The following is a 25,598-nucleotide window of genomic DNA, read 5'->3' on the forward strand; positions in this document are numbered from 1 at the left end:
CGCCAACCTTATAGTTTCTGCAAGGTGGGCATAGGCGTGAGCGGCGATCGGCTCAATGCCCCCCGCCGAACTTGAACCGCACGCCGCCATTGACGACAAAGCCGTCGGTCGGCGCCCAGGCATCGGTGGTCCAGCTTCCATCGGGCGCGCGCTGCGGCAGGAGCAGAGGGTCATATTTGGTCTGGCGGATATTGAGGATATTTTCGGCGTTCACGAACAGGCTGACCTTGCCGAGCGTGATTTCGCCAAGCGCGCCCAGTTCGAAATAGGGGCGGCTGCGGGCGCGGTACGGATTGTCATCAAGCTGCTGGCGGCCCGTATAATAGGCCTCGATCCCGATGCGGCCCTTGCCATGTTCTTCCCACATGCCGACGAGCCCGGCGGTGTGGCGTGGGGTGCGCGGCGTCGTGCGGCGCCCGGTGCCCGCGGGACCGGGTTCGCTTGCGTCGACGACCACATAGCTGCCGGTGATCGACAATCCCTGCCAGCGATAGCGCAGCATTAACTCGCCGCCGCGCGTTCGCGTGGTGCTAGCGGCGTTGACGAGGCGAACCGTGTCGACGTCGACATCCTGCAACTGGACGGCATTGTCGATATCCGAGGCGAACAGGGTGAAGCTCGCTTCGATCGGGCCCTTGGCATAGCCGAAGTCGAGCGAGGCGGTTTTGGCGGTCTCGGCCTTGAGCGGACCGAGCGGTTCGAGCCGCGAGAGGCCCGCCGCTTCGATCTCGTCGACGAAGGGCGTGGGCGCATAAAAGCCCTTGCCGAGCGAGGCGCGGATTGTCCACGGCCCCGGCCGGTAGAACGCCGAGAGGCGCGGACTGAAGCGCGTGCCATAGTCGCTGTGGAAATCGACGCGGGCGCTGCCCGCGAGCAGCAATTCGTCGGTCACCTCCTGTTCGACCTGCCCGAAGAGACCCGGCACGGTATAGCTGTAATCGAAAACCGGGAAGGCCCGCGAACGATAATCGTCGGCCTGGATCGCTGCGCCCGCGAGCCAACTCGTCGGGCCGCTTTCCCCGGCGAGCGAGGTTTCGGCGAAAAAGGTGTTTTGGCGATCGGTTTCGGCGCTCGTACCGAAGAGCTGGCGATGACGCTGCGTCATTGCCGAGGCGCGGACGTGGAGCTTGCCGAGGCTTTCGACCGGGAATTCGCCGATGAGGCCGACGTCGAGACGGCGGCTGTCCTGCGTCAGCGGGAAGGGCTGGCCGTCGGGAGTTGTGCGCCCGGCGAGCGTGCCGCCACGGCGGTCCTCTTCCGTCGCCCCGACGGTGATCAGCGTTGTGGCGCCGTCGTCGCCTTCCCAGAACAGGCGCGGACGGACCGTCCAGCGATCATAGCCGGGCATGTCGATCCACCCGTCGTCGTCGAGATCCTTGCGCGTCTGGCGGTGATAGCCGCCGGTGAGCGAATAGCTCCAGTTCGTACCGAGGGGCCCCGATGTGTATCCGGTGACGTCCTGCCCATCCCGAGTGGTGGCATTGAGCAACAATTCGGTTTCCGCTTCCGCCTTCGGACGGCGCGAGACGAGGTTGATCACGCCGCCAAGCGCCGAAGGTCCATAGAGCGCCGACGCCGAACCCTTGATCACCTCGACTTGCCCGAGATCGGTCGGCGGAATCTGCAACAGCCCGATCGACGAGGGCTGGCCGCCGTAGAGCGGCAGACCATCGGACAGGAGCTGCGTGTAGCGCCCCGACATACCCTGCATGCGGATATTCGACGATCCGAGCGCAGGCGAGGTGACCTGCACGCGCACGCCGGGCGTCTCGGCGACGAGCATCGAGACATTTCCCGGCGTCATCAGCAGTTTCTCTTCGATTTCCTCGCGGCCGATCACCTCGACACGGATTGCCTCGTCTTGCACCCGGCGGCCCGAGCGCGTCGCTTGCACGACGATATCCTCTTCGCCTTCCTCGGCATCGCCATGATCGGCCTCGCCATGATGCTCCTGCGCATGAGCGACCGGAGCCCAAAGGAGCAGGCCGGTGGTCATTGCAGTCGCGGCGGCAAGAAGGGGGGCGGAAGTTTTCACTTGGGCGTCTCCGGCTCGATTACATCCGGCCGGTCATCTGGCGGCCAGGCCGCCGGCGCCATAAAGGTTGAAGCCGCTACAAGGTCAAGCGCCATCTTCTTTTAATGTTTCCAGGATCGAAGCGGACAGTTTCCTATAGGCCAACTCGAGCACCTGCGCCGCTACGCTCGGGTTGGCGGTGCGTTGGGTTGTTCGTCCATCGCGGCTTCGATCATGGCGAGATAGATACCGCCGACGTCGTCCTGTCGACCGTCGGCTGCCTTTCGGGTGCCTGCGTCGATCATGGCGGTGTCGGGTTCGCGCAGCGCAATGATCGCCGCCCGAGCCTCGGGCAGATAATCCTGCCAAAGCGGTTTGCCGTCCATCCTCGCGTCGGGTGGGTTTGCATCCAGCTCGCAAAGCGCGCGGGCGACTCGTTCGAGGCCGGTCTTCATTCCAAGGTAATATCATAGAGTGCGCATTTTGCGGCACGGTTGCCGCTTGGGCTGCTCATACCCAAATGGACTGGGCGGGCTTGAAAGGGACCGAAGTTTGAAGATCGTGAATGGAGCGAGTTTGCAGCCCCGGTCCGGGGATGCTCCCAAGAAGCTCGTCTTGTTATTGCACGGCTTCGGGTCGAGCGGGACGGACATGATCTCGATGGCGCCGCATTTGCACGACGCTATGCCAGACACCTTGTTTTTAGCTCCAAACGCGCCGCAGCGTTGCGGCATGATGGGCGCGGGCTATCAATGGTGGGGGCTTTCCGGCTTCGCGCCGTCCGCGCTTGCTGCAGGCGCCGCCTCGGCCGCGCCGGCGATCGACGCCTTTATCGATCGCAAGCTCGCCCAATATGGTCTGAGCGAGGCTGACCTTGCCATCGTCGGCTTCAGTCAGGGGACGATGATGGCGCTGCATGTCGCCTTGCGGCGACCGCGGTCCGTCGCTGCCGTTGTTGGCTATTCCGGCATGCTGGCAGGCACGCTTGGTCTCGGTCATGGCCAACTCCCGAAGCCGCCAGTCCTTTTGGTGCACGGCACGGCCGATCCGGTGGTACCGATCGCGGCGCTGCACATGTCGGAAAGCGAGCTCAAACGCCTTGGCATCGATGTCACGACGCACATCTCCAACGGGGTAGCGCACTCGGTGGATCCTATCGGACTTCGGCTCGGCCGCGATTTTGTGGCGGAGGCCTTCGCTCGCTAGTTTGTCGTTTGCGGTCCCGGTTCGGCCGGAGGCTGTGGTAGCGCGCTGGATGTAAAGCAGCAAGCCCCGCTGCATCTCTGCAGCGGGGCTTCCCTAGATCGCATCCGAAGATGCCGATCAAATTCTGCCATTCTTTCGTCTGGACAGGTTCATGAAACCACCTGTGCGCAAATTTGTTCCGCTATCGAATCAGTCGTCGATAGTTTTCTGCTCGTGGCAGGCCGGGCAGCGCTGAGCCCTGCGATGCTTCGCCGCGCATGGAATATTGTTTTGGCCGGCGTTATAGCGCCCGCCCGGTCGAGATTCTCCGGCCGTTCAAGGAGATATGTTATGAACCATGCCGAACTGTCGGACAGCGTCGCCGCAACGCTCGGAGTGAGCAAGGCCGAGGGTAAGAAGGCGGTCGATGCGGTCTTCGCGGCGATCACCGATGCGGCGTCCAAGGGTGAAGACGTCTCGGTCAGCGGTTTCGGCAAGTTCAAGGTCTCGACGTCGGCCGCGCGCGAGGGCCGCAACCCCGCGACCGGCGAAACCATGCAGATCGCTGCCAAGAAGAAGTTGGGCTTCGGTGCCGCCAAGGCGGTCAAGGATCGCCTCAACGGCTGAGCCGGTGCGTCCCGTCGGCCGGGCCCGCCGGGCCGGCGGGACGGCCGCGCGGCGGCATGTCGAGCGCGGCAGCTGATGAGCGCGCTCTGGCCTCGCAGGCTCCGGCCAGGGGTCGCAATCCTGTTTTGGCCGCGCGAGCGCACTTGGTCTCACTTTCCTAGCGGTGCGGGCGCGCGGGGCCGTGCCGGGTGCGCGGCGCATTCGCGCCGGCTCGGTCCTGGCTCTGCCATGACCTACCCGACCCGTCTCCGCGCACGTCGCCCCGCTGCGGGCTCGCCAAGAGCGCGAGTGTTCGGCGAAGGGCGTGCTCTTCGTGATGATCGAGGACGAGACCGGCATCGCCAACGGCATCCTCTGGCCCGACCGCTTCGACATCTATCGGCGCCAGGTCATGTCGGCCTCGATGATCGCGATGCGCGGACGACTCCAGAAGGAAGGCGAGGTCATTCACATCATCTGCGACCGGATCACCGATCACGACTTGCTGCTCCGTTCGGTCGGGCGCAACGAGCTACCCATTGCGCCGGGACGCGGCGATGGGGCGCGGAGCGGGGGAGGCCGCGATAGCCGCGAGCCTGGCTTGCGCATCCGGAGTCATGATTTCCACTGAACCCGGTCGTCTCCTGACGGCGGGATCCCTCCCCTCTTTGGCTGCCTGATTGCGGGCCTCGGCTCGCCTAGTGCCGTCAACCCCTGTGCAGGGGTTCGCCCTCGCGCGGGCGCTCGGTGACGGCGGCTCACGGCCCCTCCTTCCGGCGCCATCGGGGATGGTCCCCGAGCATCAAAGGAGACTGGACATGGGTACCACCATCGGAAATCTGACCCTCAAGGACGACGGCAGCCTCGAAGGCACGCTCGCAACCCTGATGGTCACCGTGCCGATTGCGATCGTCCCGAACGGCCGCAAGGTGAAGGAAAGCGAGCCCGACTTTCGCGTCGTCAGCCGGCGCAACGGCTTCGAACTCGGCGGCGGCTGGGTGAAGACCGCGCGTTCCACGGGCGCCGAATACATCTCGGTGTCGCTCTCGGCCCCCGAACTCGGCGAGATCTTCTGCAACGTCGCGAACGCGCCCGGCGACGATCCCTCGAAGAAGGTGCTGATCTGGAACGCCCCCGGCAACTGACAGGACAGCATCGCGGCCCCGCCTTCGGGCGGGGCCGCATTCGCATGCTCGTAGTCATTGATTGTTCTGCAATCAATGACTAATATGGCTGCCCAAGGACCCAAGGAGATGCGACATGGGCAGCATGACGATCAGGGGCATCGACGACGCGCTGAAGCGCCGGCTGCGCATGCAGGCGGCGGCGCACGGCCGTTCGATGGAAGAGGAGGCGCGCGACATCCTTCGCTCGGCGCTCTCGACCGACGATGCTCCTATGGGCAATCTCGCCGCAGCCATTCGCGCGCGCTTCGCGCCGCTCGGCGGGATCGATCTCGAGATTGCGCCGCGCGAGGACGCGCGCCCGCCCGTCGACCTTTCATGATCCTCCTCGACACCAATATATTATCCGAAGTCTTGCGAACCGCGCCCGAGCCGCGCGTCCTCGACTGGATGGGGCAGCAGGCGGCATCGTCGCTCTTCGTCACGACGGTCACCCAGGCGGAAATTCTCTACGGTATCGCCATCCTGGACAAAGGTCGCCGCCGCGACGAGCTCGCAGCCGCCGCACTCTTGATGTTCGCCGAGGATTTTGCCGGCCGCCTCCTGGCGTTCGACGGCGACGCGGCAACGGCCTTCGCCGAAATCGCCCCGGCCCGCCGCAGCATGGGACGGCCGATCAGCCAGTTCGACGCTCAAATCGCTGCGATCGCCCGTTCGCGGGGCGCCGTGCTCGCGACGCGAAACAGCAGGGATTTCGAACGTTGCGGCATCGAGATCGTCGATCCCTGGAGCAGCTGAGACTTCCGTCATCGACGCGTAACCGTGCAAAACGAGCGCTCGAAGAGCGCCACGCCTCCAGCTCGGAAGCGGCCCCACCCGCACTCGAATAGCCGCTGATCCCTTGGCCGAGGACCGGCCTCCTTCAATCAACCCGCAAGGGGTCCCTGCGCTGCGCTTGGGCCTTCGCTTCGCTGCGGTGATTGCGGCCCGTCCCCGTCCGGCGGGGCGACTGTCGAGCGGGATGGTCCCGCTCCCCGACAGGAGCCTCGATATGCCGCTTTCCACCGCCCAATCGCTTGGCTGGAACCTCGCCCGCACGATGATGACGATCATCGTCCTGATCGAGACATCGGCTGGATATTCGGTCATGCCGCTCGACGAGTTCGACGGCGATCCGGCCTGCATCGTATGCGAATATGACCCGTTCAACCGCTGAAACCTCGCGACTATTCGCCCCAAGGCGGACCCACTTCCGGTTCCGCCTTCGGGGCGTGTTTGCTATGCTGAGGGAGCAGATGGGGCTGTGGAGGTGGTGGCGAGCGCGTCCGATTGGAGGACGCTTGTGACCTTTATGATCCTCCTTGGCGCTGTGGCTACCGTCTACATCGTCATGCTGCTGTTCCGCGTCGCTGCGCTGGCGCTGCCCGTCTATGCCGGGATCGGCGCTGGCTTCTGGATGCTCGAACGCGGTTCGGGATATGGCATGTCGATCGCCGCAGGCCTTTGCATCGGCGCCATGATCTTCGGGCTCGGCCGTTTCCTCTGCTCCAGTCTTCCGCCCCTTTACCGTCTGCCGGTGGCCCTGGCGTTCGCCGTTCCCGCGACATTTGCGGGATATCAGGCGGCCACCGGCCTTGCAGGATTTGCGGTTGCAGAGGGAAATGCCCTGAACTGGCTCGGGATCGTCGGGGCGGCCGTCGGCGCCGCCGGCGCCTTGCGCAGTCTGGCGGGGCCGCCGCCACGGGGACTGACAAGCAACATCGCCGGTCGGCCGCCCAGCTCGACGAATGCGCCGTGAATCCGCCGGTTCGAACTGCCGATCCCGAGCCCATGATCCTTTAGCTGGCGCCGAACCAACCCGGCCTCGTTGGATGCGCGATCTGCCGTCCTGACGCTTGCGCTCGGCCGCTGGACGCAACGGCGGTCCCGAGACTTTCTTCCCCCGGCGTGCCGCCGTTCCTCGCGGACCAAGAAACTCACGGGGCTCGCCGTCCTCCGCTGCGCTCCGGGCCCCGGGGCTGCGTCGCGGCCGCAGGCCGGCTGCCGATCCGCATCGAGGCCGCGCTGGTGCGGCCCGAGCGAAGAAAGGAAATGATCATGAGCAGGATCGGTTCATTCAAACTGGTCGAGGGCGAATTTCGCGGCGCGATTGTCACTCTCTCGGTGCAGGCCCGGGATGTCCGCATCGTCCCCGAGCCGAACGCAAGCGGCAACGCCCCCAGCCACCGCGTCTTCGTTGGCGACGCCGAGGTCGGCGCGGCCTGGTCGAAAACGAGCCAGGACAAGCGCTCCTACCTCTCGGTCAAACTCGACGACCCGAGTTTCACCGCGCCTGTCTTCGCGCAGCTGTTCGCAGGCGAAGGTGATGAGCATGATCTGGTGTGGAGCCGTCCGCCGCGGCGCGGCGACAATTGACCAACTGGATATCGCCCGGCTTCGGCCGGGCGATATTATGTCCAGATTGAGCGCGTTAGCGTGCGAAATTCAGACCGAACTGCGCTAAGCTCGTCCTTTGCGTGCCGGTAATCATCGCGCGCCGCGCGGTGCGAACCAGTTGGAAATCCGCGGTTTATTCTCCTCAAACGGGTCGGAGGTGCGAATGGATCAGGCAGTCGATTGGCGGTCGCCATATTATCCGAAAATATTTGAAACATATGATCGCGCGGATTTCGCGCAGGAATTCCTGCGGCGCAGCCCCGCCTATCGCGGCGCCTATGCCGCCGCGATCGCGGCGCGCGGCGGCGACAGGGTTCGGCAATTTCGACGGCTCGCAAGCCGCTGGGGGTTGGTTTTTCGCCTTCGACCCTGATCGTTCGGCCGCCGCTGCGCCCGCCCTCTGGCGGCCGCAGGCCTGCGCCTCCGTCACCATCGCTCGCCCGGCGCCCAAAGGCTTCGCCGCGCTGCGCCTCGCCGAGATAATCGACGGCCAGGAAATAGCCGCCGAGCTTCTGTCCTATCACGACTGGCACGTCGTGCTGTTCGCCGGAGGGCGGCGCTATCGATTGATGATCCGGCGTTGCCGGGCCAACGAGCGACTCGCCTTTCTGACGCCTGTCGACGCCCAGGCCGCGCTGCGTGCCGCGCTGATCATGGCCCTTCATCGCGATCTTCTTGGCCTCCGCGGAGCACGTGCTTCGCCCGATACAGCGCCGGGACCTTCGGAGCGCTGGCGCCTCGTCCAGTGGCTGCGACTACTCGACGCGATGGACGAGGGCGCCTCGGCCCGCGAAATGGCTGCGACGCTGCTGATCGCCGACGCGCGCGATTACTCGGCGGCCGAGTGGGACGCATCGAGCGAGCGCCGACGCATTACGCGCTGGCAGCGCGCCGCGCTAGCGATGCGCGACGGCGGATATAGCGCGCTCCTCGGCGCTGCCTGATCGGGACATTCCGCAGGCAGCCGCTTTGTCCGTTCCTGAACGTTCCTGTCTTTTTCCATCTGTGTCCTCCCGTTCCCGGAAGTTCCCGGCGCTGGCAGGAGGCACTGTTGTCCGACGTCCCAACAAAGACCGAGAAGCGCTATCTTCGTGTGCCGGAAGCCGCGGCTCATCTTGGCTTATCGTTCCACACCCTTGCGAAGCACCGCTGCTACGGCACCGGACCGAGATACCATAAGCTCGGAGGCCGCATCGCCTATACGGTCGAGGACCTGGACGCTTGGGCCGCGACCGGGCTGCAGACGTCGACCTCCGATCCGGGAGCCGGACACATACGGCCTGTGCACAGGGGACGCCGCTGATGCGCTGCCCTATGCACTCGTCGCCGCCGATCGACATGCCGCTGCGAGACATCGCGCCCGCAATGCGGCAGCTTCCCTCCAGCGGACTCACCGACGTTGAACTGACTTGGATCGAGGGTCGGCTCGAACGGCAGCTCCGCTTCGGACGCGTCGCTGCGCAGCGCTCCGGCGGTCCACAAAAGCGCATTGCATCCTTCCGGCCCGGAGCGACATTCGCGTTGCTCGGCTGCACCGTTCCTGACGTGGGCCGCGCTTCCTGGAATCTCGCGGTCGTGACCGCCGTTGCGCCCGGTGCGCCATACCAGGCGCACGCTGGGATCGCGCCCGGCGGGGACATTCTTCTCCTGATCGACGCGATTGAACCGATCCGTGCGGTCTCCCGCGAGATCGACATGATCGAGGCTTCGGGCATCGATCCATGTGACGTCCCGCCCGATCATTGGCGCCACATCGCAGCAAGCCTCGCTGCTGCGCTGCCGTTCCGCGCCTACGGAGCCGAACGCCATGCGGCGTGGCTCCGGCGCCGGGAGACGGAGTGATGAACGGGCGCTGGCTTCGCACGACCGCGGCCTGCGGTACGCTCTTTTGCGGGCTGTTCGGCGCAGTTGCGATGCTCGCGCCGCAGCCGCGGCTCCTCTGGAACGCAAGCGCCAGCGTTCCCGTCGGACTATATTCCATCGACGTCGGCGCGGCGCCGGCGCGCGGCGACCTTGTCGCCATTGCGCCGCCCGCGCCGCTCGCGGGCTGGCTCGCGGCCCGCGGATATCTGCCGCGCGGCGTGCCGCTGCTGAAGCGCGTCGCAGCCACCGAAGGCGCGCTCGTTTGTCGCAGCGGCGTCTTCGTCACGATCGACGGCGCGCCTGCGGCGCGGGCGCGACCGGCCGATCGCATGGATCGAACGCTACCGCTCTGGCTCGGCTGCCGGCGGCTCCAGCGTGGCGATCTGTTCCTCCTGGGCGCTTCGCCCGACAGCCTCGACGGCCGCTATTTCGGGCCGATTCCGGCATCCGCCGTCATCGGCACCGCGCACCCCATTCTCACTCGCGACGCTCCCGGCGCGCCGCTTCGCTGGCGCCGGGATGGCGTTCGGCATCCCTCCAACTCGCCGGACAAGGACCAAGACCCATGATGATCGGAAACTTCCAGTTGGCGGGTGACGGCTATGCCGGATCGATCCGCACCCTGCTTCTCGACGCGATGATCGCGATCGTTCCGGCTGCGCCGTCCGACGCCGAGAATGCACCCGGCTGGCGGGTGCTGCTCGTCGAAGCCGACGATGGCGTCGAAATCGGAGCGGGCTGGGATCGCAGCGGCGAACGCGCCGGCTCCTATATCGCGCTGCAGATCGACGACCCGGCGTTGCCGGGGCCGCTGCGCGCCAACCTCATCCGCTCGACGCGAAACGAGGGCGACTATCACCTTCTGTGGTCGCGTCCGGCGCCCCAAGGCGGAGCCTGACCGGTGCGGCCCTCGGCTCGCTCGGCGCGCATCCGCGCCATGCGCATCGCCGGTGCCGCATTGCTGGCGCTTGCGGCACTGCCTGCCGTTCCGGCGGCAGCCCGCGAGCCCTCTGGGCAAGCTGTGGCGGTCCATCCTTATGCCGCGCATGTGACCGAGGCAGCGCAGCGCTTCGCCATTCCGGAAGCGTGGATATGGCGCGTGATGCATGTCGAGAGCCGCGGCCGATCGCGCGCTGTCTCTCACGCCGGTGCGATGGGGCTGATGCAGATCATGCCCGCGACCTGGGCGATGCTGACGGCGCGCTATCGGCTGGGCTCCGATCCCTTCGATGTGCGCGCCAACATCCATGCCGGTGCGGCCTATCTGCGCATGATGTGGGACCGTTATGGCGACGTCTCGCTGATGCTCGCCGCCTATAATGCCGGTCCCGGCCGCGTCGACGCCTATGCGGCCGGACGGCGAGGACTTCCCGCCGAGACTGTCGCCTATGTTGCAGCGATCGCACCGTCGATCGGCGCATCGGGCGTCGCTTCGCTCGCCCCCGCGCCGGCATCGACGGCACCGAGCTGGCGCAGCGCATCGCTCTTCGCGGGGCGCAGCGATGGTACTGCCGATGTTCATTCCGCTGCACAGCCGGTGCAGATTGGGCGCAGCGACAGTGCGACGCAAGATGCGTCCCCTCGCGCGCCTGCGGCGCTCTTCGTTCCACTTTCCGGCCGCGATCGATGAACTTCGGCGCCTGTTCTTCGATGGCATGCCCGGATCTGTCGGCTGGGGCGTTTTTGCTCGTCTGGAAGGGAAAGGGGGCATGGCAAGATAAAAGACCGGCCATCTTGCTGGCGGTATGTGGTTGGTTTGTCTCGCTATTACCGTATGGCACCCGAGACCTGCTGCCATATATCTCCCTTGGTTCGGGCCTGTTTTCAACGACTTGTAATATGGCTGCTCGCGTATGAGCGCCGACGACAATGATTTTCGGATCAGGCCGGGAAGAGGGCGCAATGCGGGGGCCGGGTCGGCGGGCCGCGGCAAGCGGCTGGCCGCCGAGGTGCGGCGCGCCGCCGCGCGATCGGGCGCGACGCGGCTCCGGCGTGCCGGGCCATCGCGCGGCGGGACAGGGCGCCATGGGCGCGGCCGCCGCGCGCTCGCGGGCTTGCGCCGCGGCCCGACGATGCGCCGCGTTACCGTCATGGGGCGCATCGTCCGGCATCGCGGCGCGCAATATCGCGCCGCACCTCTGGGACGGCACATCGCCTATCTCGAACGCGACGGCGTGTCGCGCGATGGGCGCGGTGCCTCCATGTTCGATGGCATCGGCGACGACGCTGACCGCGACGCATTCGCCGAGCGCTGCGCCGGCGATCGCCACCATTTTCGCTTCATCGTCAGTCCCGAGGACGCGGCCGAGCTCGGGGACCTGCGCAGCTACACCCGGGACCTATTGCGCCAAATCGAGATCGATCTCGACACCCGGCTCGACTGGGTCGCGGTCGATCATTGGAACACCGACAATCCGCATATCCATGTGCTGGTGCGCGGGGTCGCGGCCGATGGCGCCGACCTCGTCATCGACCGGGCCTATATGGCGGAAGGTGTGCGCGGCCGCGCGTCCGAAATCGCGACGCTCGAGCTGGGTCCGAGGAGCGAACTTCAGGTCGATGCTGCGCTCCGTCGCGAGATTGATGCAGAACGCTGGACGAGCCTCGATGCGGAGCTGGCACGCCGCGCGCTCGAGAGCGAGATCGTCGATCTGCGCCCTGTCGCGGGAACCGAGGCGGGGCGCGAACGGCACCTTCTCGGTCGGGCCGCGAAACTGGAAACTTTGGGGCTCACCTCGCGGGTCGGGCCAGCCCAATATCTGATCGATCCGGCAGCCGAAGACCGGCTCCGCGCGATCGGCGAGCGCGGCGACATCATCAAGACGATGCACCGCGAGATGGCGGCGCGCGGGATCGCGTTCGATGCGTCGGCGATCGCGATCGGCGACCGGGGCGAGGGGCCCGTGATCGGCCGTCTCGTCGCGCGGGGACTCGACGACGAGCTCGCAGGCTCGGCCTATGCTATCATCGACGGGGTCGACGGGCGGACGCACCATATCCGCTTTCCCGATCTCGAATGGACGGGCGATGCGAAGCCCGGCGCGATCGTCGAGCTGAGGCATTGGGATGGGCGCGATGGCGTCCGCCACATCTCGCTCGCCGTTCGCTCCGATCTGCCGATCGGCGAACAGGTCGAGGCGCGCGGGGCCACCTGGCTCGACCGACAGCTCGCTTCGCCCGAGCGCACGATGCGCGCCGAGGGCTTCGGGCGCGAGGTCCAAGGCGCGATGAAGGCGCGCGCCACCTTTCTCGATCGCGAGGACCTCCTGCCGCGCAGCATGGACCACAGGCCGGCGAAAGAGCGGATCGAGAGGCTTCGGCGAAGCGAGATGGAGACGGCGGTCGAGGCGATCGCGGCGCGTACCGGCCTCGAGCATCGCCCATCGGCATCGGGCGAGCATGTGAGCGGCATCTACCGCGAGAGGGTGCAACTCGCCTCGGGGCGCTTCGCGATGATCGACGACGGGCTCGGCTTCCAGCTCGTGCCCTGGCGCCCCGCGCTCGAGCCCCACCTCGGCAAGCATCTCAGCGGAACCGTGACGGGCGGGGGCGGCATCGACTGGTCGCTCGGGCGCGGCCGTGGGCTCGGCATCTGACCGGACAGGAGACAACCATGAACGACCGCATCCTCTGGGGGCAGATCACCGTCATCTTCCTGATCGTGCTCGGCGCGGTGTGGACCGCGACGCAGTGGACGGCATGGGAGCTTGGCTATCAGGCGGCGCTCGGTGACCCCTGGTTCCGTATCTCGAACTATCCTGTCTATCCACCGCCTGCCTTCTTCTGGTGGTGGTTCGCCTTTGACGCTTATGCGCCGCCGGTCTTCTACCGCGGCGCCGCCATCGCGGCATCGGGCGGGTTCCTCTCGATCATCGTCGCCATCTTCATGTCGATCTGGCGAGCCCGCGAGCGACGCCGCGCCGAGACCTACGGCTCGGCGCGCTGGGCGAGCGCGCGCGAAGTGCGCGCCGCGGGCATGCTCGGCGAGGGCGGGGTCATCATTGGGCGGCTCGGGAAGCATTATCTTCGGCATGACGGCGCCGAGCATCTCCTCTGCTTCGCCCCGACGCGGTCGGGCAAGGGGGTGGGGCTCGTTATCCCGACCTTGCTGACATGGCCGGGGAGCTGCATCATCCACGACATCAAGGGTGAGAATTGGGAGCTGACCGCGGGCTTCCGGGCGAGGCACGGCCGCGTGTTGCTGTTCCACCCGACCAACAAGGCCTCGGCCGCTTATAATCCCCTCTTCGAGGTGCGGCGGGGCGAATGGGAAGTGCGCGACGTGCAGAATGTCGCCGACGTGTTGGTCGATCCGGAAGGGAGCCTCGAGAAAAGAAATCACTGGGAAAAGACGAGTCACGCGCTGCTGGTCGGCGCGATCCTCCATGTCCTCTACGCCGAAGAAGACAAGACGCTCGCCGGGGTCGCCGCCTTCCTCTCGGACCCGCGCCGCCCGATCGAGACGACGCTTCGGCGGATGAAGACGACGAAGCATCTCGGCACGTCGGTCCATCCAGTCGTCGCGGCGGCGGCGCAGGAGCTTCTGAACAAGAGCGAGAATGAGCGGTCGGGGGTGCTCTCGACCGCGATGTCCTTCCTCGGCCTCTACCGCGACCCCGTGATCGCCGCGGTGACAGCCCGGTCCGAATGGCGGATCGCCGACCTGATGGGGGACAACGTGCCGGTTTCGCTCTACCTCGTCGTCCCGCCGGGCGACATCAGCCGCACAAAGCCGCTCATTCGCTTGATCCTCAACCAGATCGGCCGCCGGCTCACCGAGGAGCTCAATCCCGCTGCGCGGCCGCGCCGGCTGCTCCTCATGCTCGACGAGTTCCCTGCACTCGGGCGGCTAGATTTTTTCGAGAGCGCGCTCGCCTTCATGGCGGGATACGGCATCAAGGCCTTCCTGATCGCGCAGTCGTTGAACCAGATCGAAAAGGCCTACGGCCAGAACAATGCGATCCTCGACAATTGCCATGTGCGCGTCAGCTTCGCGACCAACGACGAGCGCACCGCCAAGCGCATCTCGGATGCACTCGGCACCGCAACCGAGCAGCGCGCGATGAAGAATTATGCCGGACACCGGCTCTCGCCCTGGCTTGGTCATCTCATGGTGTCGCGCACCGAGACCGCCCGCGCCCTGCTGACGCCGGGCGAGGTGATGCAATTACCGCCCGACGACGAGATCGTCATGGTCGCGGGACTCGCGCCCATCCGGGCGAAGAAGGCACGCTATTTTCTCGACGCCCGCTTTCAGGCGCGGATCGTTCCGCCGCCGACGATAAGGGCCCACCCGGCGAGGCCGAACGATTGGACGAGCGCGGTCGAAGCCGCACCTACGGAACCGCCCCTCGCATTGCCTGCGCCCGCCGTGATCCAAGCCGAGAACGAGGAAGGCGATGCTGCCAACAGCGGGATCCGGCAGGAACCGGAAATCCCGGTGCATGAAGATATCGCGCCGCCACCGAGGCCGGTGCAGGGCGAGTTCGACTATGCCGACGACGAGGCCCAGAGCGACGCCACGCGTGCCCGCGCCGCCGCCGATCGACGCCTTTCGCGCGCCGCGCGCAATGCCTCGCTCGATCCGGGTGATGGGATCGACCTGTGAGCCGCGCCCACATCAAGCAGACCTATCGCCTCGACACCATGCTGGTCCGGAACATCGAAGATAGGGCCCGGCAGCGCGGCACGACCAAGACCGAGGTTGTGGAGGCGGCGCTCATGGCCTTCCTCTCCCCTGAGGATAAAGACCGGGCAGAGGGATTGCTGATCCGGCGTCTGGATCGTATCGGTCGCCTGTTGGAACGCCTCGAATGGCATGCGGATCTCACCAACGAGACGCTGGCGCTGTTCGTTCGGCACTGGCTGACAAGCACGACGCCGCTTCCGGACAGCGCGCTCGCGGCTGCGCAGGCGACCGGGAAGCGGCGGTGGGAGGGCTTTGTCGAGGTCCTTGCGAAGCGGATGGACGGTGGCACGAAGCTCGCGACCGAATTGAGCCGCGACGAGCCTTAGTCCGATCCCGCAAGAAAATAGGCGCGAATAAGGTGCGAAGTCTCTGGGCTGAGGCGGACGAAGGTTCGGCGCCCGTCATAGAGATCGGGGATGCGGAGGATCATGCCGACGTCGCTGAGCTTCTGACACAAGCGAACGGCGCTGCTCATCGGGATGCTCGGGGTGAGGCACAGCGCGCTGACGGAGATCGGTTTGCGTTCGCGCTCATGGATAAACAGGTCGACGAGCATCTCCCACGCCGGATCGCCGAACAGTTCGGGAGTGCCGAACAATTGCTGGCGAAGCAGGCGCCGACGCATCATGGCCTTGGCGTTTTCGAGCGCGAGCTCGTCATCGCGGTCCGTGCCGCTCCGATCGGGACTCTTCAACGTGAAAGCCGGCATTCCCGTACTGGCGGAAGACCCATCGCGCTCAATGAGGTGATGCGCTTGGGTCGCGGTCACGACAATATGGTCGATGACCGCGACCCCGAGCGATCGTCCGATCTGGTCGAGGTGCCGGGTGACCTCAATATCCTCGCGGCTGGGCGTAGCATCGCCGCTCGGATGGTTGTGCGCAAGGATAATGGCCACGGCGTTCAGTTCGAGGGCACGCCGGAAGATCGTCCGGGGGTAGAGCTTGATTTGCGAAATCGTCCCCCGCTGCATCTCTTCGTCGGCGATGAGGCGATGCGACGCATCGAGGAACAGGATACGGAACCGCTCGTCGGCGAGGCTCCCCATCGACAGGATCAGATAGTGGCGAAGATCGGGCGAAACGGGATCGATCCGGATACCGCGGATGTCCGCGGTCACCGCGGCGATCGCCGCGTCGCGCGCTCCGAAGATGACAGCCGCGGCCGCTGGATGGGACCCGATAACCCGGGCGATCGCTTCTTGCTCCTGTGCCCAGAGCCGGCCTAGGGACTGAAACTCGCTTAGGAGCGCGTCGGCGATGTCGAAGCCGCGTCCGGGGGCAGCGATCTCCACGAGACGTGCCAGGATGGATCGCTGCCGAACCGCTTCAGTCGACGCTGGTGATGCCAGGTTGCAAGGATGAGAAGAGGTGGAAGCAGCCAGGACGAGCCCACCTGCATCGTGAGATAGACCTTGGGGCTGATGGAGAGATCCGCTGCCCTGCTGAGATGTGCGAGAAGCGGAAGCGCATGCAGTATCGCAACCGGGATCGGCCAGAAGCGATAAGCCACCAGCGCCAGTGCGAGCGTCGCGGCGGCGCCAAAAACATCGAGCAAGAGATAGCCAATGTCGAGCGAGTGGTAGGAGACAAGCCCGAAGCCGACCAGGATGCGATCCCAGATGACGATCGTCACCGCGATCCCGACCATCGCCCGTTCGGGGCCGCCCCCTTTCCACACAGCGTAAATGAGGGCGATCAGCAAGAGAGAGGCGAAAATGGCAATCCGCATTTCCTCGACTTTTCATGCTGATCGCTCTCGGTCAATTCGCTTCACGCAGCCGACGAGAGCGGAACAACATCCGTTCCGGCGCTGGCCGGACATTCGCGCAGATCGTACCCGGCTGTCTCCTGCGCGATCTCGGCGAGCTCGCCATGCGCCCGGAGGATGTTTCCGCTGACCTTCACGAGCGACAACTGGGCCTCCACCAGCCGCAGGATCGTTCCTTGTCCGGTCGACGCGGGGACGCCGGTTGCTCGGCGCGCCATCACGACGCTTGCGGTGAGGGACGTAACGGCGATCAGCGCATCGTCGATGCTGCCTTCGGCATGCGGAACGTCGCGCTGCAGTCTGGCGGCGATTGCGGCGATATTCTGGGACATAGCTTCTCCTTCGCCGAAGCCAGGGAGCTTCAGCCGATTGGACCGATTTTTACGAGAGGTCAGCGCGATAGCAGTTGGTTTAGAGCCTGGGCGACACCGAGGCCGCCGAGAATGATCCAAACCGTTAAGGCCAATCCGGCAGCGTAGATCCACAGCCGCTTTGCCGAACCATGATCGCGCTTAAACAGACCCCTGAACGGCAGGCGAATTCCCGATGGCCCGCCCCGCAGCGCGGAACTGTCGTGCAGTTCCATGAGGTTGGGCGAGCCGCCGTCCGGAAACTCGGATCGCACCAATGTCGGCGACGGCGGAACCTCCACCGCGTCGTATGTCACTCGGTCGTATCTGTCCTTGAGCTGGCGGTAGATGAAGGCAGTTTCGTTGCGGTCCCGCACTCCGAGGGTGTCTCGAGCCAAATTCAGGCGCTGATCGACCGTATGCTTGGAGATATCGAGCAGCCGCGCGATTTCCTTCGAGGTCTTATGCTCGATAAGCAGGTCGAGACACGCGCGCTGCTTCTCTGTCAGGCGGCTCCATCGAAAATCATCGTCAGGTGGCTGCGACCCCGAATCATCCATGGTCACACAATTGTCAAAATGCCGCCGTGCGCAACCTCCATGGGGGCGCGCTGCGGGTAAAGAGCCATGGACAGGCGGCGTCAGTGATTCCTGTTTATTGTCTTTTGTTCCCGCAGATTGATCGACGAACTTCCCTGTTGAACCCGGACCTTTTGTGCGTCTCTTACTCGACCCCGTCGAGCCGGGCGCCGTTGCCCGGACAGCAAAACGGGGTCTTAAATGGGCGCACCTGTAGTCGGGAATGAGCCGCAAGCGCGCGGTGCGCGTATGCTGCGCACAGCGCTCGGCGGGGCCATTGCCGAATGGCTCGCCGACCCTTCCGTCATCGAAATCATGCTCAACCCCGATGGCCGTCTCTGGGTCGATCGGCTGGGCGCCGGCATCGACGACAGCGGTCTCATGCTCGCCGCCACCGATGGCGAGCGCATCATCCGCCTCGTCGCACACCATGTCGGCGCCGCGGTCCATGCGGGCTCGCCGCGCGTCTCTGCCGAGCTGCCCGAGACGGGCGAACGCTTCGAAGGATTGTTGCCGCCGGTCGTCGCCGCGCCGACCTTCGCGATCCGGAAGCCCGCCGTCGCCGTGTTCTCGCTTGGCGACTATGTCGATGCTCGCATCATGTCGGACCTCTCTGCGGAGATCCTGCGCTGTGCGGTGGCCGAGCGGAAGAATATCCTCGTCGCTGGCGGAACCGGCACGGGAAAGACCACGCTCACCAACGCCCTGCTCGCAGAGGTTGCGAAGACGTCCGATCGGATTGTGTTGATCGAGGATACGCGCGAGCTCCAATGTGCGGCGCCCAATCTAGTCGCCATGCGGACCAAGGATGGCGTCGCCACACTTGCCGATCTTGTCTGCTCGTCGCTCAGGCTTCGACCCGACCGCATCCCAATCGGCGAGGTGCGCGGCGCCGAAGCGCTTGAACTTCTGAAAGCATGGGGCACCGGTCATCCGGGCGGCATCGGGACGATCCATGCCGGGACGGCGCTCGGCGCGCTGCGCCGGATGGAGCAGCTCATCCAGGAAGCGGTGGTCACCGTTCCGCGCGCGCTGCTTGCCGAGACCATCGATCTCGTCGCCGTTCTGGTGCGCGACGGCACCGGTCGCCGCCTCTCCGAACTCGCCCGCGTCGATGGCCTCGATCCGGTGACAGGCCAGTTCCGCATCACCCCGCTCATCACCCCCGCAGGAGAAACAAGATGATCCATGCCATCCGGCATGGCGCCCGCCGCGCCATGCTCGCCTCGACCGCCGCGTTCGTCGCGCTCGCCGTTGCCGTGCCGGCGCAGGCCGGGGGTTCGTCGATGCCGTGGGAAGCCCCGCTGCAATCGATCCTCGAGAGCATCGAGGGACCGGTCGCAAAGATCGTCGCAGTGATCATCATCATCGTGACCGGGCTCAGCCTTGCGTTCGGCGATACCTCGGGCGGCTTCCGCCGCCTCGTCCAGATTGTGTTCGGACTATCGATCGCCTTCGCCGCGTCGAGCTTCTTCCTCTCCTTCTTCTCGTTCAGCGGCGGAGCGCTGGTGTGATGGATGGGCAAGGAGAGGTGCAGGGCTTCTTCGCGCCGGTCCACCGGGCGCTCGCCGAGCCCATCCTGCTCGGCGGCGCGCCGCGCAGTCTTGCGATCGTGAATGGCACGCTCGCGGGCGCGATCGGGCTTGGTCTTCGCCTCTGGGTGGCGGGTCTCGTCCTCTGGGCGATCGGCCACGCGCTCTCGGTTTGGGCGGCGCGCCGCGATCCGCTCTTCGTCGACGTCGCCCGGCGTCATCTCAAATATCCCGTCTGGATGCGGCCATGATCAATCTCGCCGAATATCGTTCGAAATCCGCCTGCCTCGCCGACTTCCTCCCTTGGGTCGCGCTGGTGGGCGAGGGCGTGGTGCTCAACAAGGACGGATCGCTGCAGCGCACGGCGCGCTTCCGCGGTCCCGATCTCGACAGCGCCACGCCCGCCGAACTCGTCGCCGTCACGGCGCGACTGAACAACGCGCTGCGGCGCCTCGGCTCGGGCTGGGCGGTCTTCGTCGAGGCACAGCGCCTGCCTGCGGCCGATTATCCGCAATCGCAGTTTCCGGATCCCGCATCGGCGCTCGTCGATATGGAGCGCCGCGAGCAGTTCCGGGAGGAGGGGGCGCATTTCGAGAGTCGCTATTATCTGACCCTCCTGTGGATGCCGCCCGCCGAGGACGCCTCGCGTGCGGAAGGCTGGCTCTATGAGGGCATAGCGCGCTCGGGAGTCGATCCGCGCGAGCATGTCGCGGCCTTTGCCGACCGCACCAACCGCGTGCTCCATCTCGTCGAGGGTTTCATGCCCGAGGCCGACTGGCTGGATGACGGCGAGACGCTGACTTACCTCCACTCGACCGTCTCGACCAAGCGGCAGCGCGTGCGCGTGCCCGAGACACCCGTCTATCTCGACGCGCTGCTTACCGATCAGCCGCTCGTCGGGGGCCTCGAGCCGCGGCTTGGCAGCTCGCATCTTCGCACGCTGACAATCACCGGCTTTCCGTCGTCGACCTGGCCGGGATTACTCGACGAGCTCAATCGGCTCGCCTTCGCCTATCGCTGGTCGACCCGCGCGATCATGCTCGACAAGACCGACGCGACCAAGCTGCTCACGAAAATCAGGCGGCAATGGTTCGCGAAGCGCAAGTCGATCGCGGCGATCCTGAAGGAGGTGATGACCAACGAGCAGTCGGTGCTCATGGACAGCGACGCCTCGAACAAGGCCGCCGATGCCGACATGGCATTGCAGGAACTGGGCGCCGATCATGCGGGCATCGCCTATGTCACCGCCACGGTGACCGTATGGGATACCGATCCCGCGCTCGCGGCCGAGAAGCTACGCCTCGTCGAGAAGGTGATCCAGGGCCGCGACTTCACCTGCGCGATCGAAGGCATGAACGCCATCGAGGCCTGGCTCGGGAGCCTGCCCGGCCATGTCTATGCCAATGTCCGCCAGCCGCCGATTTCGACACTCAATCTCGCCCACATGATCCCCCTCTCCGCCGTGTGGGCCGGGGCGGAACGGGACGAGCATTTCGGTGATGCCCCCTTGCTGTACGGCAAGACCGAAGGCTCGACCCCGTTCCGCCTTTCGCTTCACGTCGGCGACGTCGGTCACACGCTCGTCGTCGGGCCAACCGGCGCTGGCAAGTCGGTTCTGCTCGCCACCATGGCGATGCAATTTCGCCGCTATCCCGGCGCGCAGATTTTCGCCTTCGACTTCGGCGGCTCGCTCCGCGCCGCGGCGCTCGCAATGGGCGGGGACTGGCAGGATCTTGGCGGCGCACTGCACGACGGTGAGGGCGGGGTGGCGCTGCAGCCGCTCGCGCGGATCGATGAGGCGGCCGAGCGGAGCTGGGCGGCCGAATGGCTCGCGGCGATGCTCGCGGGCGAAGGCGTCGATATGGACCCGGCGGCGAAGGAGCATCTCTGGTCGGCGCTGACATCGCTCGCAACCGCGCCCGCGTCCGAACGGACGCTGACCGGGCTCGCGGTCCTGCTCCAGTCGATCGAACTCAAGCAGGCGCTCGCGCCCTATCTTGTCGGCGGTCCCTGGGGCCGGCTGCTCGATGCCGACGAGGAGAAGCTCGGCGGGGCGTTGGTGCAGGTCTTCGAGACCGAGGGCCTGGTTGGCGCGGCGTCGGCGGGCGCTGTGCTCTCCTATCTCTTCCACCGCATCGCTGGGCGCCTCGACGGCTCACCGACGCTCATCATCATCGACGAGGGCTGGCTCGTTCTCGATAGCCCCGCCTTCGCCGCGCAGCTTCGTGAATGGCTCAAAACGCTCAGAAAAAAGAACGCGAGCGTGGTCTTCGCGACCCAAAGCCTCGCCGATATCGAGACGTCGAGCATCGCGCCCGCGATCATCGAGAGCTGCCCGACCCGCATATTCCTGCCGAACGAGCGCGCACTCGAGCCGCAGATCGCGCGCATATACGAGCGGTTCGGGCTCAACGACCGGCAGGTCGAGATATTGAGCCGGGCGACGCCGAAGCGTGACTACTATTGCCAGTCGCGCCGCGGCAACCGTCTCTTCGACCTCGGGCTCGGCGACATCGCTCTCGCCTTCACGGCCGCCTCCTCGAAGACCGACCAGACCCGCATCGGCGAACTGTTCGCCGCGCACGGCCGCGCGGGTTTCGCGGCCGCCTGGCTCTCTCACCGCAAGCTCGAATGGGCGACCGAGCTGCTGCCCTCCACCGTCGCCCCCAACCAGGAGTCCCCCCAATGAAGAAATATTTTGCCCGCGCTCTCGCTGCCGCGCTGCTGGTTAGCGCTGCGGGCCCGATGGTCGCGGCGCCGGCAACCGCGCAGCTCGGCGGCATCGTCCACGATCCGCGCAACTATTCGCAGAATATCCTGACCGCGGCGCGCACGCTCGAGCAGATCAACAACCAGATCAAACAGCTCCAGAATCAGGCGACGTCGCTTCTCAACGAGGCGCGCAACCTGCAAAGCCTGCCGGTCTCGACGCTCGGCGAGCTGCAGGCGCAGATCGATCAGACCCGCCAGCTCTTAAGCCAGGCCGAGGGCATCGCCTATGACGTGACCGATATCCGCAAGGGGTTCGAACAGCGCTACAAGGGTACCGCATTTTCGGGATCTGCGGCGGCGATGGTCGCCAATGCCGAAGCGCGCTGGAAGGGCAGCGTCGCCGCCTTCGAGGACGCGATGAAGGTGCAGGCCGGCATCGTCTCGAACATGGGCGGCACCCGCACCTCGATCTCGACCATCGTCGGCGCGAGCCAGGGCGCGACCGGCGCGCTGCAGGCGGCGCAGGCGGGGAACCAGCTGCTCGCGATCCAGTCGCAGCAGATCGCCGACCTTGCCGCCGTCATGACTGCGCAGGGCCGCGCCGAGATGCTCGATGCCGCGCGCGCCGCCGCCGCCGAGGCCGAAGGCCGCGAACGCTTCCGCCGTTTCCGCAGGGGCAATTGAGATGGGCCGGGCGGGCGGTTTGGTGATGGCGGCAATCGTCCTGGGCCTTGCGCTGACCCTTGCCCTCATCGCTGCGCTCGATCCGCCCGCGCCCCGTGCGTCCGCTCCCCAGATCTCCGGAGCGGACGCACCCCCTGATTATGGCGACACGCTGCGTCGCTGCCGAACGGCGACCGAACCCGATCCCGAGTGCGCGGCGGCATGGGAAGCCAAACGGCGTCACTTCTTCCGTTCTGGAAAGTCCGATCAATGAACGACACTGGCGTCATCGACAGTTTCCTCATCGTCTTCTCGACCTATATCGACAGCGGCTTCGGACTGCTCGGAGGCGAGGTCGGCTTCCTGTCCTCGACCCTGATCGTGATCGACGTGACGATCGCGGCGCTCTTCTGGGCCTGGGGCACCGACGAGGATGTGCTGCAGCGGCTTATCAAGAAGACGCTCTACATTGGCGTCTTCGCCTTCATCATCGGCAACTTTCAGGCGCTTTCGATCATCCTGCTCGAAAGCTTCGCAGGCCTCGGTCTGAAGGCGAGCGGCGGCGCGATGGCCATCGGCGATTTCATGCGGCCCGGTATGGTCGCGGCGACCGGCCTCGACGCGGCGGAACCCCTGCTCGACGCGACAGCTGATCTCGTCGGCCCGGTCGGCCTCTTCACAAACTTCGTCCAGATCATGATCCTGCTGATCGCCTGGGTGATCGTCGTGCTCGCTTTCTTCATCCTCGCGGTGCAAATTTTCGTGACGATCCTCGAATTCAAGCTCGTGACGCTCGCGGGCTTCGTCCTGCTGCCCTTCGCCTTCTTCGGCCGCACCGCCTTCATGGCCGAGCGCGTGCTCGGTCATGTCATCTCCTCGGGCATCAAGCTGCTCGTGCTCGCGGTGATTACCGGCATCGGCGTCACCCTGTTTGAACGCTTCATGGAAGCCGGGCTCGGCGCCGAGCCCGACATTCGCGAAGTCATGGCAATCGCGCTCGGCGCGCTCACTTTGCTCGGTCTTGGCATCTTCGGTCCGAGCGTCGCCAACGGCATCGTTGCTGGTGGCCCCCAGCTCGGAGCGGGTGCCGCAGCTGGCACTGCTCTGGCAGCCGGCGCGACGATCGCCGCCGGCGCCGCCGGTGCGACGCTTGCGACCGGTGCCGCCGCATCGATGGCCGGGAAGGGAGCGGCAGGCGCCTCGCGCGCTGCCGGTTCGGCCTCCGCTTCTTACGCCCGCGGCGCGGCCGGGAAATCCGGCATGCGGGCCTTCGGCGCAGGCATGGCGAGTGTCGCGCGCGACGCTGCCAGCGGAGCCGGATCGCCGCTGCGGCGGGCCGCGAACCGCCTCCGCCAGAATTTTGCCCAAGGGCAGGCGGGCACGCCGGTGCGTGCTCCGGCCGCTGGCGGCAGCGCCTCCGAACCTCCGACCTGGGCAGCCGCCATGAAGCGCCGCCAGGCGATCGCCTCGGGCGCGACCATCGGCGCGCAGACGCTGAAGGCCGGCGACAGCCACGGCACCGGCGCATCCCCCGACATCAGCCAGAAGGATTGAACCCATGTTCCGACGACCGACGACCCATTATGGCAAATCGCCCAAACCGGTGACGCCCTATCAGCGCGCCGCACAGGTCTGGGACGATCGCATCGGCTCGGCGCGCGTCCAGGCGAAGAACTGGCGGCTCGCCTTCTTCGGATGCCTCGCGCTCTCGGGCGGGCTCGCCTCGGCGCTCGTCTGGCAGTCGCTGCGCGGCACCATCACGCCCTGGGTGGTTGAGGTCGACAAGCTCGGCGAGGCGAGGGCGGTCGCGCCTGCTGATAGCAATTATACGCCGACCGATCCGCAGATCGCGTTTCATCTGGCGCGTTTCGTCGAGCATATTCGCTCGATTCCGGCGGATCCGGTCGTGCTGCGTGCCAACTGGCTCAGCGCCTACGACTTTGCCGCGACATCGGGAGCGCAGGCGCTCAACGATTATGCCCGCAACAATGACCCCTTTGCAGAGGTCGGAAAGCGGCAGGTTGCGGTCGATGTGTCGAGCGTGATCCGGGCGTCGAAGGACAGCTTCCGCATCGCCTGGACCGAGCGCCGCTATCAGGACGGCAGTCTCATCGAAACCTCGCGCTGGTCGGCGATCGTGACAATCACGATCCAGCCGCCGCGCACCCCCGAAGCCCTGCAAAAAAACCCGATCGGCCTTCGGGTGACGGCGATCAATCTTTCGAAGGAGCTCAGCCAATGATGAGAATTTCCCTGCTTGCCGGCGCGCTTTTGTTGGCCGTGCCGGCCCATGCCGTGCCGGGCGATCCGCGCACCCAGGTCGGCCGCGCCAATGACGCGGCGCGGGTGCAGCCCGAGCGTTCGACGTTCCTCGGGGCGATCCAGCAATATGCCTGGGCCGAGGGGGCGCTGTTCCAGGTCTACACGGCTCCGGGCCAGGTCACCGATATCGCCTTGCAGGAAGGCGAGGAACTGGTCGGCCCCGGACCGGTCGCAGCGGGCGATACGGTGCGATGGATCATCGGCGACACGCTGAGCGGTGCGGGAGCCTCGCGGCGGGTTCATATATTGGTGAAGCCGACGCGGCCCGACATCATGACCAATCTCGTCATCAATACCAGCCGCAGGACCTATCACATCGAACTGCGCGCGACGCCCTCGACCTATATGGCCGCGGTCTCGTGGCGCTATCCGCAGGACGAGCTGATTGCGCTTCGCGCGGCCGAAGCCGAGCGCGTGAGTGCGGCGCCCGTCGCCGGCGGGATCGACCTGCCGTCGCTCAACTTCGCTTACCGCATCAGCGGTGACAAGGTGGACTGGCGCCCGGTCCGCGCGTTCGACGATGGCCGCCAGCTCTTCGTGGAGTTCAGTCCTTCGGTCGCGACGGGCGAAATGCCGCCGCTGTTTGCGGTCGGCCGGAAAGGGGCGGCCGAGCTGCTGAACTACCGGGTCGATGGCCGCTTCATGATCGTCGACCGACTGTTCGAACGCGGCGAGCTACGGCTCGGGGCCGGCAAGGCCGCGAAGAAGGTTCGCATCTCGCGCGACACGCCGGCCGAGCGAGGCCGCCCGTGAG

General features: G+C 66.1%; 34 protein-coding genes. 28 read left to right on the forward strand and 6 right to left on the reverse strand.

Features of this window, described 5'->3' with window-relative positions:
- Positions 1 to 52: 52 nt before the first annotated feature.
- The gene (locus tag JI743_RS14790) at positions 53 to 1,996 is read right to left on the reverse strand and encodes a TonB-dependent receptor plug domain-containing protein (RefSeq protein ID WP_201929324.1); all 1,944 of its coding nucleotides are present in this window, start codon (positions 1,994 to 1,996) and stop codon (positions 53 to 55) included.
- A 200-nt stretch (positions 1,997 to 2,196) separates the two neighbouring features.
- Positions 2,197 to 2,469 (reverse strand): hypothetical protein, encoded by a 273-nt coding sequence (locus JI743_RS14795; protein ID WP_201929326.1) that lies wholly within the window; start codon positions 2,467 to 2,469, stop codon positions 2,197 to 2,199.
- Positions 2,470 to 2,575: 106 nt separating this feature from the next.
- Here JI743_RS14795 and JI743_RS14800 point away from each other — a divergent pair, with 106 nt between their 5' ends.
- The 19 genes from JI743_RS14800 to JI743_RS14880 all read left to right on the forward strand — a co-directional run bounded on the left by JI743_RS14800 (position 2,576) and on the right by JI743_RS14880 (position 15,243).
- Entirely contained in the window at positions 2,576 to 3,220 is a 645-nt protein-coding gene (locus JI743_RS14800) for an alpha/beta hydrolase (protein ID WP_330903006.1), read from the forward strand.
- Positions 3,221 to 3,550: 330 nt separating this feature from the next.
- Positions 3,551 to 3,826, forward strand: coding sequence for an HU family DNA-binding protein (locus tag JI743_RS14805; RefSeq protein WP_201929330.1), 276 nt, complete (start codon positions 3,551 to 3,553; stop codon positions 3,824 to 3,826).
- A gap of 304 nt (positions 3,827 to 4,130) precedes the next feature.
- Positions 4,131 to 4,436, forward strand: coding sequence for an OB-fold nucleic acid binding domain-containing protein (locus JI743_RS14810; protein WP_438870693.1), 306 nt, complete (start codon positions 4,131 to 4,133; stop codon positions 4,434 to 4,436).
- A gap of 187 nt (positions 4,437 to 4,623) precedes the next feature.
- On the forward strand, positions 4,624 to 4,950 hold the full coding sequence (locus tag JI743_RS14815) for a DUF736 domain-containing protein (RefSeq protein ID WP_201929333.1): 327 nt from the start codon (positions 4,624 to 4,626) through the stop codon (positions 4,948 to 4,950).
- A gap of 115 nt (positions 4,951 to 5,065) precedes the next feature.
- Positions 5,066 to 5,311: a FitA-like ribbon-helix-helix domain-containing protein gene (locus JI743_RS14820; RefSeq protein ID WP_201929334.1), complete on the forward strand. Its 246-nt coding sequence runs from the start codon at positions 5,066 to 5,068 to the stop codon at positions 5,309 to 5,311.
- The gene (locus JI743_RS14825) at positions 5,308 to 5,727 is read left to right on the forward strand and encodes a type II toxin-antitoxin system VapC family toxin (protein WP_201929336.1); all 420 of its coding nucleotides are present in this window, start codon (positions 5,308 to 5,310) and stop codon (positions 5,725 to 5,727) included. Before JI743_RS14820 ends, JI743_RS14825 begins: the two co-directional genes overlap by 4 nt.
- Before the next feature lie 253 nt (positions 5,728 to 5,980).
- Entirely contained in the window at positions 5,981 to 6,145 is a 165-nt protein-coding gene (locus tag JI743_RS14830) for a hypothetical protein (RefSeq protein WP_171008604.1), read from the forward strand.
- A 126-nt stretch (positions 6,146 to 6,271) separates the two neighbouring features.
- On the forward strand, positions 6,272 to 6,727 hold the full coding sequence (locus JI743_RS14835; RefSeq protein ID WP_236660047.1) for a hypothetical protein: 456 nt from the start codon (positions 6,272 to 6,274) through the stop codon (positions 6,725 to 6,727).
- 299 nt (positions 6,728 to 7,026) lie between these two features.
- On the forward strand, positions 7,027 to 7,344 hold the full coding sequence (locus tag JI743_RS14840) for a DUF736 domain-containing protein (protein ID WP_201929341.1): 318 nt from the start codon (positions 7,027 to 7,029) through the stop codon (positions 7,342 to 7,344).
- A 184-nt stretch (positions 7,345 to 7,528) separates the two neighbouring features.
- Entirely contained in the window at positions 7,529 to 7,738 is a 210-nt protein-coding gene (locus JI743_RS15245) for a transcriptional regulator domain-containing protein (RefSeq protein WP_236660048.1), read from the forward strand.
- Entirely contained in the window at positions 7,644 to 8,309 is a 666-nt protein-coding gene (locus JI743_RS15250) for a DUF2285 domain-containing protein (protein WP_236660049.1), read from the forward strand. The genes JI743_RS15245 and JI743_RS15250 overlap by 95 nt, the downstream gene beginning before the upstream one ends.
- A 107-nt stretch (positions 8,310 to 8,416) precedes the next feature.
- Positions 8,417 to 8,668, forward strand: a complete 252-nt coding sequence (locus tag JI743_RS15255) for a helix-turn-helix transcriptional regulator (protein ID WP_236660050.1) — start codon at positions 8,417 to 8,419, stop codon at positions 8,666 to 8,668.
- An 11-nt stretch (positions 8,669 to 8,679) separates the two neighbouring features.
- A complete protein-coding gene (locus JI743_RS14850) occupies positions 8,680 to 9,207 on the forward strand; it encodes a DUF2840 domain-containing protein (protein ID WP_236660052.1) in 528 nt (175 codons plus the stop codon).
- Complete coding sequence (locus JI743_RS14855) at positions 9,207 to 9,797, forward strand: S26 family signal peptidase (protein WP_201929343.1); 591 nt, start codon at positions 9,207 to 9,209, stop codon at positions 9,795 to 9,797. Before JI743_RS14850 ends, JI743_RS14855 begins: the two co-directional genes overlap by 1 nt.
- Entirely contained in the window at positions 9,794 to 10,126 is a 333-nt protein-coding gene (locus tag JI743_RS14860; RefSeq protein WP_201929345.1) for a DUF736 domain-containing protein, read from the forward strand. The genes JI743_RS14855 and JI743_RS14860 overlap by 4 nt, the downstream gene beginning before the upstream one ends.
- Before the next feature lie 39 nt (positions 10,127 to 10,165).
- Positions 10,166 to 10,858 (forward strand): lytic transglycosylase domain-containing protein, encoded by a 693-nt coding sequence (locus tag JI743_RS14865; protein WP_201929353.1) that lies wholly within the window; start codon positions 10,166 to 10,168, stop codon positions 10,856 to 10,858.
- A 223-nt stretch (positions 10,859 to 11,081) separates the two neighbouring features.
- Positions 11,082 to 12,824, forward strand: coding sequence for a relaxase/mobilization nuclease domain-containing protein (locus JI743_RS14870; protein ID WP_201929355.1), 1,743 nt, complete (start codon positions 11,082 to 11,084; stop codon positions 12,822 to 12,824).
- Between the two features lie 17 nt (positions 12,825 to 12,841).
- A complete protein-coding gene (locus JI743_RS14875; RefSeq protein WP_201929357.1) occupies positions 12,842 to 14,836 on the forward strand; it encodes a conjugal transfer protein TraG in 1,995 nt (664 codons plus the stop codon).
- On the forward strand, positions 14,833 to 15,243 hold the full coding sequence (locus JI743_RS14880) for a GIY-YIG nuclease family protein (RefSeq protein ID WP_330902992.1): 411 nt from the start codon (positions 14,833 to 14,835) through the stop codon (positions 15,241 to 15,243). The genes JI743_RS14875 and JI743_RS14880 overlap by 4 nt, the downstream gene beginning before the upstream one ends.
- On the opposite strand, the gene JI743_RS14885 is transcribed toward JI743_RS14880, so the two are convergent.
- The 4 genes from JI743_RS14885 to JI743_RS14900 form a co-directional block, all read right to left on the reverse strand.
- Positions 15,240 to 16,037 carry a JAB domain-containing protein gene (locus tag JI743_RS14885; protein WP_201929359.1) on the reverse strand — a complete coding sequence of 266 codons (798 nt, stop codon included), beginning with the start codon at positions 16,035 to 16,037 and terminating at the stop codon, positions 15,240 to 15,242. The genes JI743_RS14880 and JI743_RS14885 overlap by 4 nt on opposite strands.
- 122 nt (positions 16,038 to 16,159) lie before the next feature.
- The gene (locus JI743_RS14890; RefSeq protein WP_201929361.1) at positions 16,160 to 16,648 is read right to left on the reverse strand and encodes a hypothetical protein; all 489 of its coding nucleotides are present in this window, start codon (positions 16,646 to 16,648) and stop codon (positions 16,160 to 16,162) included.
- A 41-nt stretch (positions 16,649 to 16,689) separates the two neighbouring features.
- Complete coding sequence (locus tag JI743_RS14895; protein WP_201929363.1) at positions 16,690 to 17,019, reverse strand: hypothetical protein; 330 nt, start codon at positions 17,017 to 17,019, stop codon at positions 16,690 to 16,692.
- Between the two features lie 59 nt (positions 17,020 to 17,078).
- Positions 17,079 to 17,597 (reverse strand): helix-turn-helix domain-containing protein, encoded by a 519-nt coding sequence (locus JI743_RS14900; RefSeq protein WP_201929446.1) that lies wholly within the window; start codon positions 17,595 to 17,597, stop codon positions 17,079 to 17,081.
- Positions 17,598 to 17,864: 267 nt separating this feature from the next.
- Here JI743_RS14900 and trbB point away from each other — a divergent pair, with 267 nt between their 5' ends.
- The 9 genes from trbB to trbG are packed head-to-tail and all read left to right on the forward strand — an operon-like array spanning position 17,865 to position 25,597.
- Positions 17,865 to 18,800: a P-type conjugative transfer ATPase TrbB gene (trbB, locus tag JI743_RS14905; RefSeq protein WP_201929462.1), complete on the forward strand. Its 936-nt coding sequence runs from the start codon at positions 17,865 to 17,867 to the stop codon at positions 18,798 to 18,800.
- Positions 18,797 to 19,129, forward strand: coding sequence for a TrbC/VirB2 family type IV secretion system protein (locus JI743_RS14910; RefSeq protein ID WP_201929369.1), 333 nt, complete (start codon positions 18,797 to 18,799; stop codon positions 19,127 to 19,129). The genes trbB and JI743_RS14910 overlap by 4 nt, the downstream gene beginning before the upstream one ends.
- Positions 19,129 to 19,398 carry a VirB3 family type IV secretion system protein gene (locus JI743_RS14915; RefSeq protein ID WP_201929378.1) on the forward strand — a complete coding sequence of 90 codons (270 nt, stop codon included), beginning with the start codon at positions 19,129 to 19,131 and terminating at the stop codon, positions 19,396 to 19,398. The genes JI743_RS14910 and JI743_RS14915 overlap by 1 nt, the downstream gene beginning before the upstream one ends.
- The gene (gene trbE, locus JI743_RS14920) at positions 19,395 to 21,836 is read left to right on the forward strand and encodes a conjugal transfer protein TrbE (RefSeq protein ID WP_201929380.1); all 2,442 of its coding nucleotides are present in this window, start codon (positions 19,395 to 19,397) and stop codon (positions 21,834 to 21,836) included. The genes JI743_RS14915 and trbE overlap by 4 nt, the downstream gene beginning before the upstream one ends.
- Positions 21,833 to 22,543, forward strand: coding sequence for a P-type conjugative transfer protein TrbJ (gene trbJ / locus JI743_RS14925; RefSeq protein WP_201929392.1), 711 nt, complete (start codon positions 21,833 to 21,835; stop codon positions 22,541 to 22,543). Before trbE ends, trbJ begins: the two co-directional genes overlap by 4 nt.
- Positions 22,544 to 22,568: 25 nt before the next feature.
- Complete coding sequence (gene trbK-alt / locus JI743_RS14930; RefSeq protein WP_201929394.1) at positions 22,569 to 22,796, forward strand: putative entry exclusion protein TrbK-alt; 228 nt, start codon at positions 22,569 to 22,571, stop codon at positions 22,794 to 22,796.
- The gene (trbL, locus tag JI743_RS14935) at positions 22,793 to 24,076 is read left to right on the forward strand and encodes a P-type conjugative transfer protein TrbL (protein WP_201929402.1); all 1,284 of its coding nucleotides are present in this window, start codon (positions 22,793 to 22,795) and stop codon (positions 24,074 to 24,076) included. The genes trbK-alt and trbL overlap by 4 nt, the downstream gene beginning before the upstream one ends.
- Before the next feature lie 4 nt (positions 24,077 to 24,080).
- Positions 24,081 to 24,764: a conjugal transfer protein TrbF gene (gene trbF / locus JI743_RS14940; protein WP_201929404.1), complete on the forward strand. Its 684-nt coding sequence runs from the start codon at positions 24,081 to 24,083 to the stop codon at positions 24,762 to 24,764.
- A complete protein-coding gene (gene trbG / locus JI743_RS14945) occupies positions 24,761 to 25,597 on the forward strand; it encodes a P-type conjugative transfer protein TrbG (protein WP_201929412.1) in 837 nt (278 codons plus the stop codon). The genes trbF and trbG overlap by 4 nt, the downstream gene beginning before the upstream one ends.
- Position 25,598: the final 1 nt, after the last annotated feature.

Source organism: Sphingopyxis jiangsuensis (assembly GCF_016734905.1).
GTDB lineage: Bacteria > Pseudomonadota > Alphaproteobacteria > Sphingomonadales > Sphingomonadaceae > Sphingopyxis > Sphingopyxis jiangsuensis.

Coding starts and splice junctions, on each gene's coding strand:
- JI743_RS14790 (WP_201929324.1), bottom strand. CDS start 1,996: ATGACCACCGGCCTGCTCCTTTGGGCTCCGGTCGCTCATGCGCAGGAG.
- JI743_RS14795 (WP_201929326.1), bottom strand. CDS start 2,469: ATGAAGACCGGCCTCGAACGAGTCGCCCGCGCGCTTTGCGAGCTGGAT.
- JI743_RS14805 (WP_201929330.1), top strand. CDS start 3,551: ATGAACCATGCCGAACTGTCGGACAGCGTCGCCGCAACGCTCGGAGTG.
- JI743_RS14815 (WP_201929333.1), top strand. CDS start 4,624: ATGGGTACCACCATCGGAAATCTGACCCTCAAGGACGACGGCAGCCTC.
- JI743_RS14820 (WP_201929334.1), top strand. CDS start 5,066: ATGGGCAGCATGACGATCAGGGGCATCGACGACGCGCTGAAGCGCCGG.
- JI743_RS14825 (WP_201929336.1), top strand. CDS start 5,308: ATGATCCTCCTCGACACCAATATATTATCCGAAGTCTTGCGAACCGCG.
- JI743_RS14830 (WP_171008604.1), top strand. CDS start 5,981: ATGCCGCTTTCCACCGCCCAATCGCTTGGCTGGAACCTCGCCCGCACG.
- JI743_RS14840 (WP_201929341.1), top strand. CDS start 7,027: ATGAGCAGGATCGGTTCATTCAAACTGGTCGAGGGCGAATTTCGCGGC.
- JI743_RS15245 (WP_236660048.1), top strand. CDS start 7,529: ATGGATCAGGCAGTCGATTGGCGGTCGCCATATTATCCGAAAATATTT.
- JI743_RS15250 (WP_236660049.1), top strand. CDS start 7,644: ATGCCGCCGCGATCGCGGCGCGCGGCGGCGACAGGGTTCGGCAATTTC.
- JI743_RS14850 (WP_236660052.1), top strand. CDS start 8,680: ATGCACTCGTCGCCGCCGATCGACATGCCGCTGCGAGACATCGCGCCC.
- JI743_RS14855 (WP_201929343.1), top strand. CDS start 9,207: ATGAACGGGCGCTGGCTTCGCACGACCGCGGCCTGCGGTACGCTCTTT.
- JI743_RS14860 (WP_201929345.1), top strand. CDS start 9,794: ATGATGATCGGAAACTTCCAGTTGGCGGGTGACGGCTATGCCGGATCG.
- JI743_RS14865 (WP_201929353.1), top strand. CDS start 10,166: ATGCGCATCGCCGGTGCCGCATTGCTGGCGCTTGCGGCACTGCCTGCC.
- JI743_RS14870 (WP_201929355.1), top strand. CDS start 11,082: ATGAGCGCCGACGACAATGATTTTCGGATCAGGCCGGGAAGAGGGCGC.
- JI743_RS14875 (WP_201929357.1), top strand. CDS start 12,842: ATGAACGACCGCATCCTCTGGGGGCAGATCACCGTCATCTTCCTGATC.
- JI743_RS14890 (WP_201929361.1), bottom strand. CDS start 16,648: ATGCGGATTGCCATTTTCGCCTCTCTCTTGCTGATCGCCCTCATTTAC.
- JI743_RS14895 (WP_201929363.1), bottom strand. CDS start 17,019: ATGTCCCAGAATATCGCCGCAATCGCCGCCAGACTGCAGCGCGACGTT.
- JI743_RS14900 (WP_201929446.1), bottom strand. CDS start 17,597: ATGGATGATTCGGGGTCGCAGCCACCTGACGATGATTTTCGATGGAGC.
- trbB (WP_201929462.1), top strand. CDS start 17,865: ATGCTGCGCACAGCGCTCGGCGGGGCCATTGCCGAATGGCTCGCCGAC.
- JI743_RS14910 (WP_201929369.1), top strand. CDS start 18,797: ATGATCCATGCCATCCGGCATGGCGCCCGCCGCGCCATGCTCGCCTCG.
- JI743_RS14915 (WP_201929378.1), top strand. CDS start 19,129: ATGGATGGGCAAGGAGAGGTGCAGGGCTTCTTCGCGCCGGTCCACCGG.
- trbE (WP_201929380.1), top strand. CDS start 19,395: ATGATCAATCTCGCCGAATATCGTTCGAAATCCGCCTGCCTCGCCGAC.
- trbJ (WP_201929392.1), top strand. CDS start 21,833: ATGAAGAAATATTTTGCCCGCGCTCTCGCTGCCGCGCTGCTGGTTAGC.
- trbK-alt (WP_201929394.1), top strand. CDS start 22,569: ATGGCGGCAATCGTCCTGGGCCTTGCGCTGACCCTTGCCCTCATCGCT.
- trbL (WP_201929402.1), top strand. CDS start 22,793: ATGAACGACACTGGCGTCATCGACAGTTTCCTCATCGTCTTCTCGACC.
- trbF (WP_201929404.1), top strand. CDS start 24,081: ATGTTCCGACGACCGACGACCCATTATGGCAAATCGCCCAAACCGGTG.
- trbG (WP_201929412.1), top strand. CDS start 24,761: ATGATGAGAATTTCCCTGCTTGCCGGCGCGCTTTTGTTGGCCGTGCCG.